Origin of the sequence: Paenibacillus bouchesdurhonensis, from assembly GCF_900155685.1 — a bacterium.
In the GTDB taxonomy this organism is placed as follows: Bacteria; Bacillota; Bacilli; order Paenibacillales; family Paenibacillaceae; genus Fontibacillus; species Fontibacillus bouchesdurhonensis.
In genome coordinates this window covers 499,154-519,657 of sequence record NZ_LT732547.1, presented here as the reverse complement: position 1 = coordinate 519,657, position 20,504 = coordinate 499,154, and the positions used below count along the sequence as shown (strand labels likewise).

At 36.0% G+C, this 20,504-nt stretch carries 19 protein-coding genes; 1 reads left to right on the top strand and 18 read right to left on the bottom strand.

Annotation, left to right across the window (positions count from 1 at the left end; genetic code table 11):
* Positions 1–44: 44 nt before the first annotated feature.
* The 15 genes from CZ379_RS02125 to CZ379_RS02060 form a co-directional block, all read right to left on the bottom strand.
* Entirely contained in the window at positions 45–2,441 is a 2,397-nt protein-coding gene (locus tag CZ379_RS02125) for an ABC transporter permease (protein WP_110930094.1), read from the bottom strand.
* Positions 2,442–2,476: 35 nt separating this feature from the next.
* Entirely contained in the window at positions 2,477–3,139 is a 663-nt protein-coding gene (locus tag CZ379_RS02120) for an ABC transporter ATP-binding protein (protein WP_110930093.1), read from the bottom strand.
* A 136-nt stretch (positions 3,140–3,275) separates the two neighbouring features.
* Complete coding sequence (locus CZ379_RS02115; RefSeq protein WP_110930092.1) at positions 3,276–3,419, bottom strand: pseudouridine synthase; 144 nt, start codon at positions 3,417–3,419, stop codon at positions 3,276–3,278.
* A gap of 147 nt (positions 3,420–3,566) precedes the next feature.
* Positions 3,567–4,628: a S8 family serine peptidase gene (locus CZ379_RS02110; RefSeq protein WP_110930091.1), complete on the bottom strand. Its 1,062-nt coding sequence runs from the start codon at positions 4,626–4,628 to the stop codon at positions 3,567–3,569.
* 45 nt (positions 4,629–4,673) lie between these two features.
* Positions 4,674–4,865, bottom strand: a complete 192-nt coding sequence (locus CZ379_RS27110) for a LytTR family transcriptional regulator DNA-binding domain-containing protein (protein ID WP_407668589.1) — start codon at positions 4,863–4,865, stop codon at positions 4,674–4,676.
* Positions 4,862–5,386, bottom strand: a complete 525-nt coding sequence (locus CZ379_RS02100) for a response regulator (RefSeq protein WP_110930089.1) — start codon at positions 5,384–5,386, stop codon at positions 4,862–4,864. The genes CZ379_RS27110 and CZ379_RS02100 overlap by 4 nt, the downstream gene beginning before the upstream one ends.
* A 29-nt stretch (positions 5,387–5,415) precedes the next feature.
* Positions 5,416–6,114: a LytR/AlgR family response regulator transcription factor gene (locus CZ379_RS02095; RefSeq protein ID WP_110930088.1), complete on the bottom strand. Its 699-nt coding sequence runs from the start codon at positions 6,112–6,114 to the stop codon at positions 5,416–5,418.
* Between the two features lie 357 nt (positions 6,115–6,471).
* The gene (locus CZ379_RS02090) at positions 6,472–7,065 is read right to left on the bottom strand and encodes a DUF6933 domain-containing protein (RefSeq protein ID WP_110930087.1); all 594 of its coding nucleotides are present in this window, start codon (positions 7,063–7,065) and stop codon (positions 6,472–6,474) included.
* A gap of 315 nt (positions 7,066–7,380) precedes the next feature.
* Positions 7,381–7,545: a hypothetical protein gene (locus tag CZ379_RS26515; protein WP_234404779.1), complete on the bottom strand. Its 165-nt coding sequence runs from the start codon at positions 7,543–7,545 to the stop codon at positions 7,381–7,383.
* Between the two features lie 392 nt (positions 7,546–7,937).
* Positions 7,938–8,033 carry a competence inhibitor ComI gene (comI, locus tag CZ379_RS26510; protein ID WP_019639195.1) on the bottom strand — a complete coding sequence of 32 codons (96 nt, stop codon included), beginning with the start codon at positions 8,031–8,033 and terminating at the stop codon, positions 7,938–7,940.
* 672 nt (positions 8,034–8,705) lie between these two features.
* Positions 8,706–8,912: a helix-turn-helix domain-containing protein gene (locus tag CZ379_RS02080; RefSeq protein ID WP_055106880.1), complete on the bottom strand. Its 207-nt coding sequence runs from the start codon at positions 8,910–8,912 to the stop codon at positions 8,706–8,708.
* 34 nt (positions 8,913–8,946) lie between these two features.
* Entirely contained in the window at positions 8,947–10,887 is a 1,941-nt protein-coding gene (locus CZ379_RS02075; RefSeq protein ID WP_234404778.1) for a hypothetical protein, read from the bottom strand.
* A gap of 184 nt (positions 10,888–11,071) precedes the next feature.
* On the bottom strand, positions 11,072–12,814 hold the full coding sequence (locus CZ379_RS02070; RefSeq protein WP_110930086.1) for a UvrD-helicase domain-containing protein: 1,743 nt from the start codon (positions 12,812–12,814) through the stop codon (positions 11,072–11,074).
* A 5-nt stretch (positions 12,815–12,819) separates the two neighbouring features.
* Entirely contained in the window at positions 12,820–14,970 is a 2,151-nt protein-coding gene (locus CZ379_RS02065) for an ATP-dependent nuclease (RefSeq protein ID WP_110930085.1), read from the bottom strand.
* Between the two features lie 203 nt (positions 14,971–15,173).
* Positions 15,174–15,392, bottom strand: a complete 219-nt coding sequence (locus CZ379_RS02060; protein ID WP_199925455.1) for a helix-turn-helix domain-containing protein — start codon at positions 15,390–15,392, stop codon at positions 15,174–15,176.
* 149 nt (positions 15,393–15,541) lie between these two features.
* On the opposite strand from CZ379_RS02060, the gene CZ379_RS02055 reads away from it, so the two are divergent.
* Positions 15,542–15,814 (top strand): hypothetical protein, encoded by a 273-nt coding sequence (locus CZ379_RS02055; RefSeq protein WP_110930083.1) that lies wholly within the window; start codon positions 15,542–15,544, stop codon positions 15,812–15,814.
* Positions 15,815–15,985: 171 nt separating this feature from the next.
* Here the strand turns inward: CZ379_RS02055 and CZ379_RS02050 are convergent, their stop codons facing one another.
* The 3 genes from CZ379_RS02050 to CZ379_RS02040 all read right to left on the bottom strand — a co-directional run bounded on the left by CZ379_RS02050 (position 15,986) and on the right by CZ379_RS02040 (position 20,485).
* Complete coding sequence (locus tag CZ379_RS02050; protein ID WP_110930082.1) at positions 15,986–16,633, bottom strand: hypothetical protein; 648 nt, start codon at positions 16,631–16,633, stop codon at positions 15,986–15,988.
* 335 nt (positions 16,634–16,968) lie between these two features.
* Complete coding sequence (locus CZ379_RS02045) at positions 16,969–17,934, bottom strand: restriction endonuclease (protein WP_110930081.1); 966 nt, start codon at positions 17,932–17,934, stop codon at positions 16,969–16,971.
* A 1,522-nt stretch (positions 17,935–19,456) separates the two neighbouring features.
* Positions 19,457–20,485, bottom strand: coding sequence for an ABC transporter substrate-binding protein (locus CZ379_RS02040; RefSeq protein ID WP_110930080.1), 1,029 nt, complete (start codon positions 20,483–20,485; stop codon positions 19,457–19,459).
* Positions 20,486–20,504 lie beyond the last annotated feature (19 nt).

Genomic DNA, 20,504 nt, shown 5'->3' with positions numbered 1-20,504 from the left:
CTAGTTGGTTAGTGCAAATCCTATGCTTTAGGCTCAAGCCTCCCTTACCGTAATCTTTCGACTACCGTCTTCTTCGCTGTTGAAATTCTCACGAATTTAAGGACAACAGCTTGAATCAGCAGCATAACTAATAAATACATGAGAATGGGACTCCACGGAAAATGATATTGTATAAAAGAAAGCCCCCCCACGTCTCCTAAAGATTCGCTTAGCCCATATCCAACAAGGTTCCCTATAATAAGAGAAATCACGAAACTCCCCATAATGAAAAAGCCAGCTTCGTAACCTAACATGGCGGATAATTGCTTATATTCCATACCTATGGCCTGCATGATTCCCAATTCGACTTTTCTCGCATTAATTGAGGTCATCACCGTGTTCAACAAATTAATAACACTAAATAAAGCTATAAATATCATAAAAGTGTACACAACAATCGTGATCGTCCGAAAAGCCGCCTTATTGGACTTCGCCATGTCAGAAAATGAATTTAACTTTAAAGTGTCCTTATTTTGAATTAATTTCTGTAGTTCATCCTTCACCAATTGTTCATTCGTATCTTCTGTAAGAATCACTTCATAGCTTTGATTCGGATTAAAGGGGGTGATTGACTCCATGACTCCTGATGGCAAGTAGAACAGAACGCCCAAATTTTTATCCGCTAGGTCGCCTATAATCTCGAACTCATGTTCAATCTTGTTCTGATCATCGCCAATGATAAGTGAAATACGATCGCCAACCTGATATCTAATGTCGTAAAATTCAAAATCACCGCTGGAGCTATTCATGAGGATATAAGAGTTATTAGAGGAATTGGGTTCGAGTATTTCCCCTTGTACCAGGCGCTTTCTTAATGACTCGATATTACTCGCTGAAATATTCTCGATGCCTACTACCACAGGATCTGCGCTTTCGTTCGCCCCATTGACAGCAGCTTCAATATATTGACGGTCTACAACATTTTCAACTCCGCTAATGGAAAGGATGTTGTCTTTTAAGGCTCCAGAGAGTTGATCTTCGCTTTGCAGATCGCTTAAATTCACCGTTTCAGAATAGAGCTCGTTATTGATTTGAATGATAAACTTGCCGTTATTCGGAAAATACTGCCGCGTTTTGGCAATGGAATCAACCGAATTTAACAGTGTCGCAAAGGAAATGAAAAGGGCCCCGCTTATAACTAATGACAGCAGCGTTAATGTTGTTTTTTTTCGGCTTCTTGTTAAACTCATCCTTGCTAACGTAAAGGGGGTTAGCCGTTTCGAGCTTTTCTTCTCTTTCTTCTTAAAAGTATAGGTCTCTGCTCCAACGTATCGAATGGCTTCAATAGGAGAGATTTTAGCTGCAAAGTTGGCCGGCGAATTTAATGAAAAGCGAACCGTTAATTCAGTAAATAAACCCGCTGCTAAGGCGAGAAATATACTGGGAAAGAGGTTCCAGACGGAAGGACTCATGGCCCAACTTATCAAACATCCCAGGAGAACGCCAGCCGGAATAAATTTGCGGGATAAGTATTTTCCTTCATATTTCACCAACTTCTTGATTTGCTTTCGCGTTGCTCCTAGTGCTCGTAGTTGTCCGTATTGTTTGATTTGTTTGATAATTGATATATAAAAGATGTTGTAGATAACGACCCAACATGCCAATGCGATGATAATGATGATACAAAAAATCGTCAGAATGGTATCGCCTGATAGATTGTTGGTATCTACATTCATATGATTAATCTGGATGTTTTGCTCAGGAAGACCGATTTGCTTTCCGATATCTTTAATTTTGGATTTCAGTTCTTCGTTAGCGTAACTACCTGCATTAAGAATTCTAATAGCTGCGGAGTATTTTTCCTTGGAAAGATGCGGGTCGGCATCAACGAACGCTTTTGATACTAGGGCGTTATAGCTGATCCGATTGGCCTCTCCGGACGCAGTTGTATGTAACAGGCCTGAAATGACAAATTCATTCATTTGCATTTCTTTGCTGGCGTAGTTTCTAAATTCTACTACGATACGGTCACCAATACCCGGTTTTTGAGAAGTCGTTGAAAAGTAGTCCCTTTCTATTACAATTTCATTGGGCTTCGTTGGGAATTTGCCTTCATCGATACGAGCATAGGATAAGTCCATCATCGTTTGATCTGTATACAAAATGGATAATAAACGCTCTTCTTGCTTCTCTCTGCCAACCTCCAGATACAATCCGACCTCGTTAACCTCGTTTACTTGCTTTAATTGAATTGTTTCTGCCTCGCTAACATCATTGAATATCGCTTGGAAGTCGGAATCCTGCTGCAAGCTAGTGAAGGAGTTATAGCCAAAGGTCAATACAACGGTTAATAAAACCGCAGCCAAAGCAATAATACTGCCTGCAAAATGGTTTTTAACTTTGTCTGCCTTTAAGTTCGCTTTGGATAACTTCTTGATCATCATCATATTTTGTTTTAACATAGTCCCACGTTCCACCACCTTATTTTGAGGAGCTGCTAAACTACTTTTCCGTCCTCGATGCGGACGATACGATCGGCCATTCTGGCTATATCGGGATTGTGAGTAATCATGATGAGCGTTTGCTTGTACCTTTGGTTGCTTAGCCGTAAAAGTTCCAATACGGTGGAGCTTGTTTTGCTATCCAGGTTTCCCGTTGGCTCGTCGGCCAAAATAATGGCCGGTTTGGTTGCCAGTGCCCTTGCAATCGCAACCCTTTGCTGCTGCCCTCCAGACAATTGATTTATTAATTTCGTTTGTTTATCGTGTAAATCGAGCATCTCTAAAATACTTGCTACATAATCCTCATCTATCTTGCCATGATCCAGTTCTACCGGAAGTATCACGTTTTCGTAGACATTTAAAGTAGGGATCAAATTGTAATCTTGAAAAATAAAACCGATGTTCGTTCTCCTAAACACCGTGAGCTGATCATCACTAAGTTTAGATAGTTCGCATCCATTGATGACTACTGTCCCTTCAGTAGGTACGTCGAGTCCACCCATCAAATTTAACAGAGTTGACTTGCCGCTTCCCGACGTTCCCTCAATAGCGACAAATTCTCCGCGGTTCACCGCTAAATTGACGCCATCCAAAGCTTTAATTAAATTAGAGGCTGCTCCATAATGTTTTTTTAAATTCATAGCTTTCAGGACGACCACGATATGACACCCTTTCTCGAATTACTTAAACTTAATAAAATGCAAAAATAAAAGGTTTTAAACTACTTGGTTTCAAATCTGTAGTTTAAAACCTTTTCAAAATCAATTTTACGTCTGAAATGATTGCAGAGTTTTGTTAATTGATGTCTGCGAACATAGCATTAGGAAGTGGATTGATGCAGTCGTTCAAGCATTTGTCCTTATGAGTGCTACAGTAGGCATAGCCCTCAATTTCTTCAAACTCATCCATTTGAAGTTCTTTCTCCAGTTCTTTGCTCATCGTTTTCTCCTCCTTTCTTGCACTTACTATTTAAGTAAGCTTTATACTTTAACTATAATCCAATTTTTTCTAGATTAAATGACTTTTGACTAAATGTACTTTTACATTGACTAACTGGTCATTTGCATAAAACTTCGTATGTTTTGGTTAAAGATAAACGCTTTGCATGGAAACCTTGTAATCTTCAGACATTTGGAACCGCTGGTAAATACTCATGAAGGGGATCATCATCACAATATGAACCCCTTGCAGGACGGCAGATTTCAGTAATTTTGAAATTACGGTTTTGTACTGTACTACTTCACCTATGCTAATATCACCAAAAAATAAAAAATCAAATTTGGAAACGAAGCTGATTTCAGCTTCCTCAGCAAGATGAAATGAACGAACAGTAGCGTATTGTTGAAGCTGTTTAACTGCGTGAATATCATTAATGGTTTTTTTCATATAAAAGTAGCCGATGTTTTTATGATTGAACTGATGATAGCTTTGTTCATTGTTTCTGTAGAAAAACAAGTTAGATTGATTGCGCTCAAACTGCCTCATAAATAGCAAAAAATCGCGATGTCTATCAAAATGATGATTTCTTTCCTTCTGAAATTCGCAATATAAGCTCGTAATGATCGGTGTCAAAAAGCTAGTTCCCTGCCGAAGCACCGCTCGTTCCTGGTAAGGAACACTAACGATATTATCTGTAAAAAGGATATTGTTGTGTTCTAGATCGACGGTAATCTTGGGTCCAGATTCAGACGAACTATTAACGCCGATAATCTCGTTAAAGGCAAACGGGTATGTTGGGCTTTCCCGGTTGCCATCATTATGATTAGCAGAAATTATAGTGATGCCTTTTTCGATGGCTAAATCACAACATGATTTTAATTTTTGTATGGTTTCGTTATTTCTATTTCGGAGACCTAAGCTAAGATTGATTACATCTACCCCGATTTCGCCACAGTATTTTATGGCCTCACATAAGGCATCTACCGATCCTTTATTTTTATCATTTAGTACCTGTACGGAGATGATATGAGGATTGCTAGCTAGTCTAGTCTGTTCACAAATAATTTTTACTATATCTGTCCCATGACCACTAAAATCATCATTACATTTATGAGTGATGCCCTGCTCAAGTTTGATTGATTCAATATGTCGATTAACTATTAATTCATCCCTAAGGTTAACACCCGAATCAATTACGGCGATTTTCAAATTAAACCCACCTTATGGGAATTATACCATAAAGCCATTTTATTACTATATTGTTTTTGTTTTGTGCATAATTTGTACTAGTTCCTTTCTTCGGTAACGGCTTATAGGTATAATTTTCCTATTATTCATCCTTAGTACATTCTCTTGGATATTTGCGACATAATCCGTGTTTACAATATAACTGATATGACACCGGTAAAATCGATACTCCCTAAGTCTGTTTTCATATTCTTTCATCGTTTTGTAACTAGTGATTTGTTCATTTTGTGTATGAATAATAGTTTTTTTTTGCTACTCTCAATAAAAACAATCTCATTTAATCTAATTTTAAAAATCCCTTGCTCATTTTTAACTAGCAAACTTTTTTTCTTTTTGAAAAAGCTAAGCCTATTCGTTTCGTTCACTAACGATTGAATTTTTTCATAATTAATTGAATTTTTCAAAATAACACTATTCGTAAATTTATCCTCCACCTTGTCACTTGATAATTCCACGCTATCGGTAACAAAAATAAGTGTCATATCATTCGTAATTTCTTTTAATTTATCAGAAACTAGCCCCCCTTCATCACTTAACATCTTGATTTCGAGAAAAATAAGATCAAAATCTTGATCATTCACTGCCTCCAATAAACTCCATATGTCATTGAATTGTTTTATGCCAATTTGATTGTCAATACTGCTGCAGCAATGTTGTATTTGGCGACAAATATCATTCGAAAATGTTAGATCCTTCATACATATAGCTATTTTTATCATGAACTCCTCTCCTCTGAGACTGAACTTTTCTAAACATTTTCAATGTATTGACTCAATCGCTCTATGACTTCTTTCCTTCTCCATCTACTAATAAAAACCCGGTCCTTGTTTTCTAATTCAATTTCAAAAACTCCAATTTTCCTAATGTAATCCATATTAACGATATAGCTTTTATGGCACCTAATAAATGAAATACTACCTAGCTCCTCTTCCAACTCCTGCATCTTCTTAAAACATAAAAAGTCCCCATTCTCAGTGTGAATTAATATATTTCTGTTATAAGTTTCTAGATAATAAATTGCCGATAGATAAATTTTAAAATATCCGTCGTGATTTTTAATAACCATGTATTTATTTTTAATCCTCTGTACATGCCTTAATGCCCTTTCCATTTCTTTCTCGAACAAGTTTGATTTATTGGTTTTGCTAAAAAAATACCCAGGTCTACCTGGATCGTATTTGAAATGACCAGATGCCAAAAATATCAAATAAGCATACTTATCAATCTTCCTTATTGAATGTATTACTCTCCTGTTTTTTACCAAAGGCATCTCAGAATCTAAAAAGAAAATCTGGAAATCCTTATCCATCTCATCTAAAAGAGAAATAGGATCCACAAAACGCTGTATCTCAAACGATAAATCACATTTTTTGAAATAATCATTCAACTTCTCTTCTGTTTGATTTAAAATATTCTCGTTGTTACTACAGATTGCTATTCTAATCATTGGTATCACCCTTTTGATTTTATTTAAATAACAAGTAGCAACAAAGATTACTATAATTTGATAATTAATTGCTCATTCAATCCCCCCTTAGCGTAAAACTATCGAATTATGAGATTTTTTTCACAAGGTAACATAGATTATTCTCCATAAAATACATCTTTTCCTCTTAGTTGGAAAATAATTAACAATTTCTTCAAAGTTTATCCGCGATTGAATAAAGTGCGCAGCTCCATTCTAGGGAGGGATCAACGGCAATCCCTTCCCAGTTCCAATTAGTGAAAAAGAATGATCTCGATATATAATTTCATCAGAAATTTGAGCTGTCATAGCAAATTCCCTTCTTAATACATTGTCGCTTTAACCTTTGTTTTTATACCGGTCTGTTAGCTCCTTAATAAATACATCAATGGGTTCCTGATAATCGATGGGTTTATAAATAATCCTGTTATTCCACTTATGTCGATAATCTTGGTCTTCAAATCCGTCTTTCTTATATTCTAGAGATTTCATAATCATCATGATCTCGTTCAATGTACTTCTTACACTTCTGTTATCCGTTTTTGTGATAACCATCTCTTTACAATTCTTTATATAAAATTCAATCTGCTCTTCTGGAATATCTTCTAAAGTAAGATATCTCATTAGGTTTTTTATAAAAATCTCTTGCAGCCGATTGGCTTGATTGCTCCTTATTCCAGAGATAGTTAGACTTAATCGAGATAAATCGTTCATAAATACATAATGCTTCTTTCGATATAGAGTGAAAATATTAACGTGCCAACTATAAAACAAATCAGTTTCTAATACAGGTTCTGGATTGATATGCAAGTCTTTTAAGGTATCTTTTGTGGCTTTTATAAAAAGCATATGAGTTAGTCCTTTCATTCGCACTGGTTTCAGATAACGTTTGTGTATCACTAGAAGCTTAAAGCGCTTACGCGCCGGTTCCAACGGGCTTAACCTCGCAGGGTTGTTCGCTGAAACAATTTCACTGCCTCCCCAAAGCCTTTCATCTAATTAACAAAAAATGTACTTCTCCCCAATGCTGTGTTATATGCAGTTACTCGCTTCTTTGAAATAACCGACAACTTCAAGTATGTGTTATTATGAATGTATATTCTTGAATTTCATTGGCTACATTCGTAATAAAAGGGGCTGTTGAAAATGGCCGTATCCAAGAAAGATCTAGCTAATTTAATTCATCAGTTACCAGATAAGGATATTCCTTTAGTCACTGATTTCTTAAAACGTCTCATAAGCAATCCCCTAGATGCAAACATTCCTTATTCTCTTAACTACCTCGTCTAATGGAGTTTGAACAGAATCTTCATATGAAGTATAGAATGCTTCCGGATGTGTTCTTAATGCTTCAAGTCTTAATCTCCAAAAATCTTCAGCTTGTTCTTGCTTTATATTTTTTATCTGAATCATCTTCGAAATATCCTCTCATTGCTATTATTTTGCAGGCGTTTCCGATAACATTTCTTGGATTCAAGAACTCTAAGTCCAACAGGGCGGCCACGACTCGACGGATTGTGAGCTGATACGCTTCTCTGCCCATATCGCCTTGCGAACCAAGGGCAAAGCCCGCAGCGTAGAATGATGGGTATACCATCTTCGTTTTACCTTCAACTTATCTTTTTTTATTGTCACTTCCAATTTTTATTTAACGTTTTGATACATTTTTTTCTTTGTGTTATTATATATGTAATAAAGACCAAGTGCTCGAACACTTGGTCAGTACAATTGGCTTGGATGGTTTATTCCCTTCTAAGTCGTATAGGAACAAAACCCACCTTTGGCCTTAACCTTTGGGTGGGTTTTTACTTTCTCTTGTTGTTATTATTGATGTATGTTAAAAGAGCAAGAATGAACGTTCCAAAGAGGAACATGATCGTTAATGCATCTTTTACTTCCATGGCTTCACCTCCTCCAAAGTTTCCGAAGGAAACTTACTTCGAAAGCATCTGCTCGAAGGGAAACCATGCCCACCCAAGATTCAATTGTAGTTATATTTTACCTTTATTTACATCTGCGTACAAGTGTTCTCAATTTGTTTTTATAATCTTTATCTTACATCCCTTTCCTCGCTATGTACATCTCTCCCCCAACACATCCATCATTACCCAAGATTATAGCCCATTTGTAAAGTAGAGGAAACGACAAAAAGAGCCTAACCACTACATTGTAGTTAGACTCCTTATTAAGACTTCAATTCCCTCACCATATCCTCACTTACCCAAAGGCTCCCTCAATTCTTCCCCTTGCCCAGACCCAGTATCTCGGTCGTCAACTTGTTGATCAGGCGCTCGTGGTTTCGGCCGACCCTGTCGAGGTTATGGGGGATGACGTTCAGCTTCTCGGAGCGGGATGGCTTCCTCGGGCGCAACGGCATCGCGGTTGGTGAGTTGCTAGTAGTTATTCGATCCATTCTTAGTTTGAGTTTCATCAAGATCTTAATATAACGTTCCTAGAATCTACGACACGCCCCGTCCTTAGATGCTCTTATCTTAGGTCGGGGCGTATTTGTCTGAATATATTTTTAAAAACTAACTCTTATTGCAAAATCATTTCACGCTCTATTCCATTATTTATTTATGTTCAGGAATATGCTCCAATAAATCACCAGGCTGACAATCCAACGCTGCACAAATTTTATCAATGACTTCTAAAGAAACATATTCGTTCGTATTCAATTTAGCCATCGTTGCTGATGAGATACCTGTCATTTTTAATAACTCCTGTTTCTTTATATCACGATCTATCAGTAATTTTTGTAATGGTTTATAACTTATCATTGCTAGTTCCCTCTCAGATTAGTTGAAGTTTTCTTCAATTAACTCTCAAATTTCTTAATTCAGCAGCTGTACAAAAATCGTCGTTTATCTTTATCACCGCTAAAATAAACATTCTTAAAAATATATAATAATTCTGATTATGTATCATCACATCTTCCCCAAACGTTGGTTGCGTATGGCTATACTTATTTCTTAAATCTAGTCCATTATTAAATTGTGATTTGTTTAGAATATAATTAAAGTATGCTTGCTCGGGCCTTGAAAAAAGAGAGTTCCCAAATTCAACTACATTCTTACTTTGTAAATTGTCTAGAATTAACCTCATATTAGTCGGATACTTCCAGTAAACAGCTACATCGTTCATATACAAATCATATAGTAAAAGTATTAGGTCTTTATTATGAAAAACAATAATTTCGTCTTCGCTAATCTCTATATATTTATGTTCTATTAGCCAATTAATTTTTGGGAGATTACGCTCTGGAACATCATTCAATTTTAGTTCCACGTTATTCATTAATTTTAAAAAATTATTATATGATGTTTTGGTCTTATGAAAATACCTAAGGCCACTTTGGTCTGAAAATAGTAAGAAAGTTGCGGTATTAAACTCTTCTCCAACACCGTAAACATATTTTTTATTCACAAGTGATGGGATGTTTCTGTAAATTAGATGTTCAGAACGAATATCCAGAAGTTCAAAGTCAATATGACCTTCTTCAACATAAAGAATGAATTGCTTGAGAACCGCTTCTAATGCCGGCATGATATTAGTACATTTTTCAAGAAAAGTCGAGCTTGACGAGGGCAAAGTAACTCTGAAATTATTAGCACCAAATTCAGTCGACAGATACTCCCAAAAGAACCATTCAATAGCTTCCTCTAACCTGATACCAGCATCAAAGAGTTGATTATAATAACCAGTCAATTGTAGCAAGGATAAAATATCCTTTTTTTCAAACGCAAACCCTTTACTATATGCATTCTGAGATCTAGTTACTAAATGTTGCTCAAATACCCCCATTTCACTATTTTTGTTAACTAAATTGCATCTCATCTGTGAATCAACATATTCAAATAGATATATGAAATTATTTAGTAATGTGGCATATTCAACATTTTCCTTAATCCAATTAGAGCTGTAGGTAGCAGTTGTTGATTGATTCTCAATGCGTAAAGTAACTGCTTCTTCTTGAGACTTAGAAAACACGACGGCCGTTTCTATTTTCAAGCCAGTATTTTCTTCAAATAAGTAATTCTCTATTTCTTCAGCTTTCCTCTTTGATTTCAATAAAATCTTTGGTGAGAGTTCGAGTTTATCTTTATTGCTTTGAATGTTCGTAATGAGACGTAGATAATTTAAATTTGGTTCATCACAGTCTATATAATCAGAGATAATAGCCTCCTTATCTCTATTGCTTAATTCCTTAGGTAGGTATAAAGGATCTGTATGATTTAATTCATAATAATCTAAAAGCAATTCGGCGGAAGAACAACTTTTATCAACCATATAATCTTTAATTATCCCACCAAAATGGGCAGTTACATGTTTATGTTTCAATAAATCGTATAACGACACTTTTGACGAGCTCATAAGTTCTATAAACTTTTGTTCCGAGATGTTCTCATAGGCCTTAAAATTATTAATTAGCTCCCAAAAGTCCTCCTCATAGTCGAAGTCTATTTCGTTGTAAATACTAATAAAGTTATCATCATCAATTGACTTTATAAATCTCGGTACAATTCCGAAAGTCTCCTTAATGATTTTGTTAAATTTCACCACAATGTCCGGTGTCCATTCTTGTAAATAAGTTTCGCTATCAAAAAACTTTTTTATATTATAAAGTTCAATAATGTCGTTTATATCTTTCGCTTCTCTATTTCTCAAATCATAATCAGTAATTATATATTCACTTTTTTTTAAATTCCAGCCACAGGATAAATCGGTAGTTGAATAAAATCTAACCCGTTCCATTCTTCTTCTCCTCTCCTTTAATTTATTGCACTTATTATTTGTTTTGCTCCAATATCATATAACCTTTAGATATTAATAAAACAATGCAGCTTTTCTTACCTGGGCTGGGTCATATATTATGAGATTCACTTCATTACTGAACTTTCACTATTATTAGTTCTACTTTCGATCACTTTCATTATGATTAATCCATAGCAAATTCTGCACACCATCCAGCTAATTCTTCAGTCGGCGTGAGCAAGGTTCCTTTTTTGGTTGTCCTCCCCTGCTCAGAGATCAAATATAAGTTCTGCTTTGCTCGTGAGCACACAACGTATAAAAGCTTTGAAGTTTCAATAACTCTTTTATTATAATCACCATATACAAGATCCCAATAAGGTACGTACCCTGTTAACAGACCAAACGCAATAACTGTAGTGTACTCTTCTCCTTTCACTCCATGATACGAATTTATTACTACTCCTTTTTTCTCACGAAAACACTTATTAAACGATTCCATATCAACTGATAACTTATAATCAACAATCCTTTGGTTAACCTTATTCAAAAAATCAGTATACGCCTTTTTTAAATACATTTCTTGTTCCATATCAATTTTACAAAGCGATAGAAAGGATTCTACAGTATTAATGAATGTTTCTATTCCGTCTTCATCACATATCTTAGCGCTATTAATACATTTCAAAACAAAGTAGCAGTCTACATACTCGGGAAGATGTAATTTGTAATCATTCAATAATATTGAGATAATTTCGTTGGCGATTCTTTTTCGTAAGCTGCTGTTTCTCCCAGACTCAGAGAACTTTAGTTGTGAAATTAGATAAAAGACATTCATAGGATCATATTTGATAGGTGTAACATCCGGTGCATCAAAACTAACATTTGGCAATAAACCACGTAAGGATTTACTGATGGGATAAAGTAACCACCATTGCGGTGCGACAACACATATTTCGTTTTCAGGAATTCCCCGCTCTAATTGTTCATGAATAATACCCGCAATTTTATTGGAAATATCATTTTTATTCGTGAGGTTATCGTAAGTTACTACCCCCATCTTATCTCTATGTTCTGATTCTGATAAAATAATAGAAGAGTTAATTTGAAACTTTGAATAGAAGTTAATAATTCTTTGGGTTGAGCGATAGCACCCATCCAGTTGATCTACCTCAAAATTTGTTCCAAATACACTATCTAATTCCTCCTTACTTTTGGCTATTCCCCCAATACCACCATAAATAGCTTGATTAATATCACCAATGAAAAAATAACGTATTGCATTATTTTGACGAAAGATGCTTCCCAATATGTGATATTGTAGCTCATTAGTATCTTGATACTCATCAACATGCACGCTCCGTAACATACTAGATATATTTTTTCGAATAAACTCATTATGCCTCAACAGATCATACGATAATTGTAATATCATGTTGAAATCAATTTCTTTGTTCTCCTCCAGTCTTTTGTAATATTCCTTAACTACTTCAGGATATGAAAACGGATCCTCATTAAAACCTAGACGTATATGTAATTGGTTACATATTTCATTTGCATATCCTTTTTGCACAAACTCATCAATAATACGATACCCCCGACTAATTCGCTTTGAGTACATTGAATATGGTCTAATAATAAATTCTAAGCAGAACTGATGTATGGTGCCTGTCCATATATTTTTCAGGTCAATGTTGAAGCTTAGTAGTCTGCTCTTTATTTCTTCCGATGCACGGTTAGTATATGTGATTGCAATATTTAATTTACTAGATTCTGAATGAATAGTTGATAGGAACGCTAGTCGGTATGTAAGTGTTTTGGTTTTACCACTACCTGGACATGCTGTTAGTATCAAATTTTTATCACTTATACAAATTCCCCTCTGTTTGGGGTTCAGATCGTTCAAAAACCTCAAATGCTCATAATCCATATCTATCACCGCCCGAAAGCTTCATCTATTTTACGAATAAATATTGCTGGTGTATCATTAGAGAACGCCATGCAGTACCTTTCTATGATTTTCTCCTTCTCCTCTGCGTTTTGAACATGCGTTATAGCATAAAGAATGTCTTGCGCAGCCGAATAGCTTTCAGGATAAAAGGCCAGAGAATACCTTATCATTTTCAATTTTATCTCTGCTGTAACAACCTCCTGACACGCATATGTAATTGCATCCAATATATACTCTGGAATCTCTACTGATCCATCTAGCAAATTGGAGAGCAGGGTGGCATACCATCCCTTTCCAATAGAATTTGCTAATGTTAAAACAGTATTGGCGCGGTCTTCACCACCTGCTTTTAACGCTTGTTTATGACGATTAATAGTCGCTTCTTGTTTGTAGTGGGATTCGATTATGTCTTTTATAAAATATCGATTACTCATACACTTCGCAAATTCAACCTCAAACGTATGAGTTGCATAGAAAGTCGATACCCATGGGTTTTCAGAAAACAGATCATGAAGTTTTTCCTTTCTAGCCTCTCCCTTTTTCGGGGCATCTTCACTGTAATATGAACTGCTTTCAGCAACCGCCTGAATATCTCTATCTGTAATAATGGAGCAATATCGTTGAATTCTTTCATTATCAAATAAAGATGCAATGTACTCAAATGCGGTACTTCCTACATTAATTAATCCAATTCCAAGTTCATCTAGAGTAACACCCAGGCCCTTTCTGGCCATATTTGGTATTAGAATTTCTTCACCGTCACCTTCTACAAGGAGAACCCCTTTTGAGAATAATAGTACTGAACGTTTAGCATCTAGATATCTTTCGATACATTCAGACAATTTCAAGTTTTTTAACAGTAACTTACTTTTTCCAAATTGGTCTAATTTTTCAATAGGCTGCATTACACTGGATACGACTCCATTTGTTTTTATTAAATTAATTTTACTGATTTCTGACGCTTCCGATAGATGGGTTGAATGTGTGGTCATAATCACTTGAGTGTAATCCTTAGTCAGTTTCAAGTTATCAAAGAGGGTCTTTTGAATATGAGTATGAATATGTGCCTCTGGCTCCTCAATAATCATAATGTTAATAAGCTCACGTGTACGGTTGAAATTAAATTCAACCAATTTTAAAGCCATATAAATCATATTTAGATGACCAAGTCCCAACAATTCCATATCGTTTTGATTAGAAGGCTTTATGGATAAATAGCGCGATAAAGCATTTATTTCATCATTTAGTTGTGATTCCAATGCAATTTCAGGAGAATATACCATTCCAATCATATCCACAAGTTTAGAATTAATTTGTGTTCCAATTTGCCCAATTTCCCTCACTTCTGAAATTGAAAGGTTTAACTCACTAATATTTTTTTTTATTCTTTCAATGTCAGCCGGATCGATCTGAGCCTCAATAGCCTCTACAATTCTCCTGATAGGATTCCTTGGTTTTCGCATTTCATTTGCGACGTCCCTTAAAGCATCCACAAACATAACAGAAATATGATCCTGAACATCAGTGATATTTAACTTACTTCCTAGAATAGCCGTATCATCATCATCCGGATTACAATAAGAACCTGTTTCAAAATCACCTACAATGGTCTTGTAAACTGTATGGTCAGTGAAATCTGCCTGAGATCGAGATGTATAATAAAATTCGTAATCCGATAGTTTAACTTCCTTTAGTAAGTCTTCAAATTCTTCCTTTGTATGTGCTTCATATAACTTCTTCCGTACAGATTTTTGCGGACGGATAAAAAGTGTAACTGTTCCGATATCGCCAGTACCACTATTAATATATGAATTAAGGAAAATCTCGTTTTCAACTTCAGGTACAATCTCAGCGCAAACCTCTGTCTGCTTATCAATTGATGTTATATCTACGAAAACAGCAGAAATTATGATCCAGTGTCCTCGCCATTCCCCAAGATCATAGGCAAAATCGCTTTCTCTCAAACGTTTACTATTGTAGTAATACGAATCATCTAATAATAATCGTAATGCTGTGACCGCATTAGATTTCCCTGAATCATTCTCCCCAATAATTGTATTCGCTCCTTGTGAAAAATTAAATCTTACTGCTTTTAAATTTTTGTAATTAACTATTTGAAGGTATTTTAAATACATATTTATGTCCCCTTACATTTTCTTTATTTCAGTGTGCTTTTTTAATTTCGCCTAATGTTCTGCATCTACGACGCGACCCGACCTTAGATAGCTTTATCTTAGGTCGGGTCGTGTTTGTCTGAATATTTTTTTCTAAACATCTGATACACGAGGGACAAATGCCCCACAATATAGATGCATTGTTATACGATCGTTAATAGTCTTTAATTATCGGGTGTATATTCAATTAAATCAGATAGTTGACACTCAAATGTATCGCACAGCTTAAATAATGTTTCTAATTTTGTGGTCTCAATATTTATTTCTTTATACAATTTGTTAATCGAATTTCTACTTAATCCTGATCTGCTCATTAACTCTGTTATATCATCTATTCGGTGCTCAGCCATTAGAACTCTAAGATTACACTTTATCAAACAAATTCCCTCCTATGCTTCATATACTATCTTTCAATATAGTTTTTTTCAATTAATAGTCATCATTTCTCCTTATAGAGTTAATAATTATCTTTGCAATTAACTCTATAGAGATATATAATAACCTTATAGAGTAAACCAAGGGAGTGAAGTCATTGGTTGAATCATTAGAAGTTTTAGCTGATCCATTAATTCGCAATCGTATAAAGACGCTATACTCAAATTCAGACATTGAACAATTTTCTTTTGAATGTGAGCAGTATCTAGAACTAATTCGAGAAACGCTTCCCGACAATCTTCAACACACTCTATTTCTTTATGAAGATGCTCTAACTTCATTACAAACAGTTTTGGAAAGAAAAATATACCTACAGGGGTTTAAAGATGCATTATTTCTATTTAATGAGTTACATATTCAAATGAATTAAGGGCCTAGAGGCCCTCTTCTTTTAGGTTTAACAGAATAAATTGTATAATCAGATTTACCTTTTGGATTCCTACTGGCGCGATGCGGTTAGGTGATGCGGGTATGACACTTATCCTGCAAATACTTCTCACGGAGGGCCGAATGGCCCTCTGCGATGTTATCATCTGATGGACTACACTTCTTTGAAATACAATTCACGTAAATCATTAGCTATTATTTTATATCTTTGATAATCACCATTAATAAATTCATCATATATAAATTTATAAATTGAGGCGTAGCAGAATAAAATTATTATTATTGCTATAAGTATCACAAATATAAAAATAACAGTTTCTAAATTATCTACATATTTGTTTAATATATTTGTATATGTAGCGGATATAATCGGAATAATAATAGTTAATATAATTCCTCGTCCTATAAAGAAGGGAACTTTCTGCTCCTCAGATTGTTTTTCAACCATTTTTATTAATAAATCTATTTTTTGGGGGTCTGTATCAATACCTTCATTTCTCAAGAACTTTTTCAGACCATCGATTCGGACTTGATAATAATTTTTCCCTCCATTATCAAACTGAATTATTCGATCCCTCTCCCGTTTCGAATCTCTCAAAAAAACAACATACCAAAAAAACAGAGTAACAAATGAAGCATTCCCCCATGAAGACTGTATTTGATTTTTCACTGCAATCATAAAAAGTATACATAATATTAAAGTAATTATTGATTTATAATAGTTAGTCCATTTTATTTTCTTAATAAGAATATGAAATAAACTCAGATCGGTTTTATAAAGTTTCAAAAGTCTATGCGTCATTTTCTCACTCCCTATAGTCTTTCACAATAACTTTCGCTGTACGTCGAAGTCGAATAAAAGGCTGCTCATACTCCCCCGAAATCCATCTGCAGACCAAGGGTATAATAATGTTATTTGGAGTCTGTGTCTTATTCGGAACTTGTTATCCTTTTCAGATAACGTTTGGTATTCCTGACATTCAAGTAGCTTAAGTGACCACAGGGAAAACTTTGCGTCAGACTTAGCCGGTTGAGAATATCGCCTGAATAATCACCTTGATAATCATTCTAAACGATCAAGGACGAATGCCCGTTGCGGAATAAGTTGTTAGCCGAATGTTAATTCAGTTCTACAAATTACAGACCCAACCTGAAGTCTTCAATTTTTTGTTTAATAACTTCCTCTGGATTATTTCCATTTTTCTTTAACATTAACATCTGCTCTAGATCTATATCATTTACAAAGATTATTAATTTATTATGTGCCATCCATACTTCTCTTTGAGTATGAATTGCAGATTCTTTAGGCTCTGTTCTTAACGCTATTATTCCAAACATTCCTGGACCATAATCTTTTAAGTAATTAGCCATTTGTAGTACACAGTTCTTGTCCACTTTGGACGAGTAGTTCTTTGAGTCAATTATAATATAATCAGCTCTGTATCTTCCTCTTAAATACTTCCAGTATCCTTCGTCACAATAATTTGCCATAATAATATCTCTTCTATTAGCCTTTACATGATCAGAAAGTTCGATAATTGGTTTTCCTAAACTAGGACAAAAAAGATGTTCAAAGATAGTAGCGCAGGTCTTCTGGTAGATTCCCCAATGTTTAATTCCCTTTACACAACTATTTAATTGCATTAATAGTTCGTCTTCTATTGATTTATTAGATAAATTAATTGAATTGAAAAATTCTCTTAATTCTTCCGACTGTATATTTCTTATTTGTTCATAAAAAATATCGGCAAGTTTATGTATATCCCATACATTTAGCCATGTGTAATTACTTAATTTTTTTTTTTGTTTTGATGACAATTCTCCTGGAAATGCTAAGACCATTTTACCTTTAGATGATTTATGTAGAGATAGCTTATTTAATACATGTTCTAATCTACTTGATGAAAAGGTGGAATTTGCTTTGCATTCAATCAATAATGTTTCTCCATGATAGTCTGCAATAATATCAATTCCAGCATCCAATGTTGCATTTTCATGTTTGACATTATTAAAATCTTTATGCTGTTTCATCATATTTAGTAGTTCATATTCAAATATAAAACCCTTTAAGTTATTTGTAAAAGTCTCCTCTTTTAGCCCCATTCTTGATTACACCCCACATATTTTATATAATTTCGAACTGATTTCGGGCAAACGTTTGGCATCCACGAACTCGATAGGCTTAAGATCCGACGGATTTTGCCTCGTAGGGATGTGAGTTTGAATCCACTTCTACCTAAACCATGGACATAGCCTGCAGCGTAGATACGGTGTTAGACGAATCTCAATCTTTACCCAATCATTCATTTTGATGTTACTAATATCATAGTCCTCGTTACTAATACCGAAATTTACGTCATAAACCGAAACTATTATTAATTCGCCGTCATCGCTAATAAAACTAATAATCCCTATTACTTATGCACGTCCAACTCAGCATGGTAATTAATTCATTTCAAAAGAATTTTGAAATTAGTAGCACTGAGTCACTTCTACTTGATCTGTCTCCACTAACTCTACTGTTTGACCGTCATACTGGAGTGAAAAAAAGTAACCTTCAACTAAAAGTGACGATTACATAACCGATTATCGTACGGTACTATTAATATTCGGGATCTTCGTGTTTGGATTGACCTACATTAATGTCGATGATTTTCACTCCTTTCAAGTATTTCGTCTAGCGTTATTGCATTCACGACGTCCACCGACTTTAGGTCACAAATTGACCGACGCGATGGGCTCGGATGTGTCTGTGCTGCTCCCACTTCCTCGAACAATGGATTGCCTCTTCGATCCTCTTCTAACCTCCAAGCCGAACCGAGGGCGAATGCTAGATGCATGAATACGGTGTTATTAGATGTTGGCGCCTTCTCCAAGTTCTCAAATCAAAGCTATTACACTTAAAACTATTATTAATTGGTGGGGTAAAAACCTAATTTATTAATTTAATGTTATATTCCTTTAGTAATTAATCTGCCCTGATAATTCCACTATGAAATATTGCCCCTCTTCTCAATAACACAGCATTGGGAAATATATAATTATATGTTTCATATTCTTCCCCCCCATATAGTACTCTGAAAAATATATCTCCGTTGTATGTCGACTTTCAGTAATGCTATATTATCGTTTCCACTGGCTAATCTTTGTTTCCACTTAGATGTTTGCTAAACCTTAATTCCAACCAAAACCATCAAATCACATATAATTGTATCTTCAATTATATTTTGTTGACCATTTATTTCATATTCTAAGCGAATTAGAAACTTTCCATATGTAATTAAGGGGATTAGGTTCCAAAATTCTACCAATAACTATGAACAACCAAGGGTAATGAAAATATTAATATTATTGAAAAGATAACTACCAAGTGTATCCATAAGTTTTTGGTTTTTTATATTCATTCTTCAGTCTGTTAGGAAATTCAGATCTTAAAGCTCTTTGCGCCTATTTCTTATGACTCCTTATTCACGAACCTCGCATACCCTCCCCAACACCCTCCCTCATTACCCAAGATTATAGCCCATTTGTAAAATAGAGGAAACGACAAAAAGAGCCTAACTACAACATTGTAGTTAGGCCCTCTCTTAAGCCTCTCATTCCCTCACAATATCCCTTACTTCCCTCAATCCTTCCCCTTCCCCACTCCCAGCACCTCGGTCGTCCATTTGTTAATCAGGCGCTCGCGGTTTTGGCCGGCCCAGTCGAGGTCGTAGGGGATGGCGTTCAGCTTCTCCAGCGGAATGGCTTCCTCGGGGGCGACGGCGTCGCGGTTGGTGAGCTGCTGGTAGTTGCCGACCTGCTTGCCGAGCTCCTGGGCTTGCTTGGTCAGCGCCCAATCGACGAATTGGCGGGCTTCCTCCTGATGCGGGCCGCCCTTGATGATGCCGACGGCACCGATCTCGTAGCCCGTGCCTTCGGTCGGGAAACCAATGATGAGATTACGGAAGCCCTCTTTGTAGAACTTCAGCGCATCATGAGAGAACATGATGGCCGTTCCCACTTCTCCCATGCCCACCGTCCGCCCGGGAACACTGCCGGAGGTGGTGTAGATGACATCCTGCTGATTCAGCTGGCGCAAGTAGTCAAATGCCTTGTCTTCGCCAAACAGCTGCACCAGTGTAGCCAATGTGGTATAGGCCGTCCCCGAGGAACGGGGATCCGCCATCGAGATCATGCCCCGGTATTCCGGCTTCAGCAGATCATGCCAAGATTGCGGCGCTTGCAGTCCAACCTCCTGCAGCCAGGTTTTGTTGGAAACAAATGCGATCGAGCCTACATAAATCCCCGTCCAATATCCCTCAGGATCTCGATATTCCGAAGGAATGGATTCGGCATTTTTAGAAACATACGGTTCCAGCAGGCCTTCCGTCTTAGCTTGAATAAACGTGTCTGCCGGCCCGCCGAACCAAATGCTGGCATTCGGTGCATTCCGCTCCGCCCGGATTCTCGACAAAATCTCCCCGTTCGACATGCGCACGTAATTCACCTTGATCCCGGTTTGCTTCTGAAAGGTCTCCATCGCCTTAATCGCATGGTCTTCATACAGCCCGGCATACACCGTCAGCGTTCCCGGGCTCTCCTTGCCGCAGGCGGACAGAAATAATGACATCAGCAGGGAGAGCAGCATACCGCCTTTGGCTATTTTTTTCATGCAATCCCCTACTTTCTAT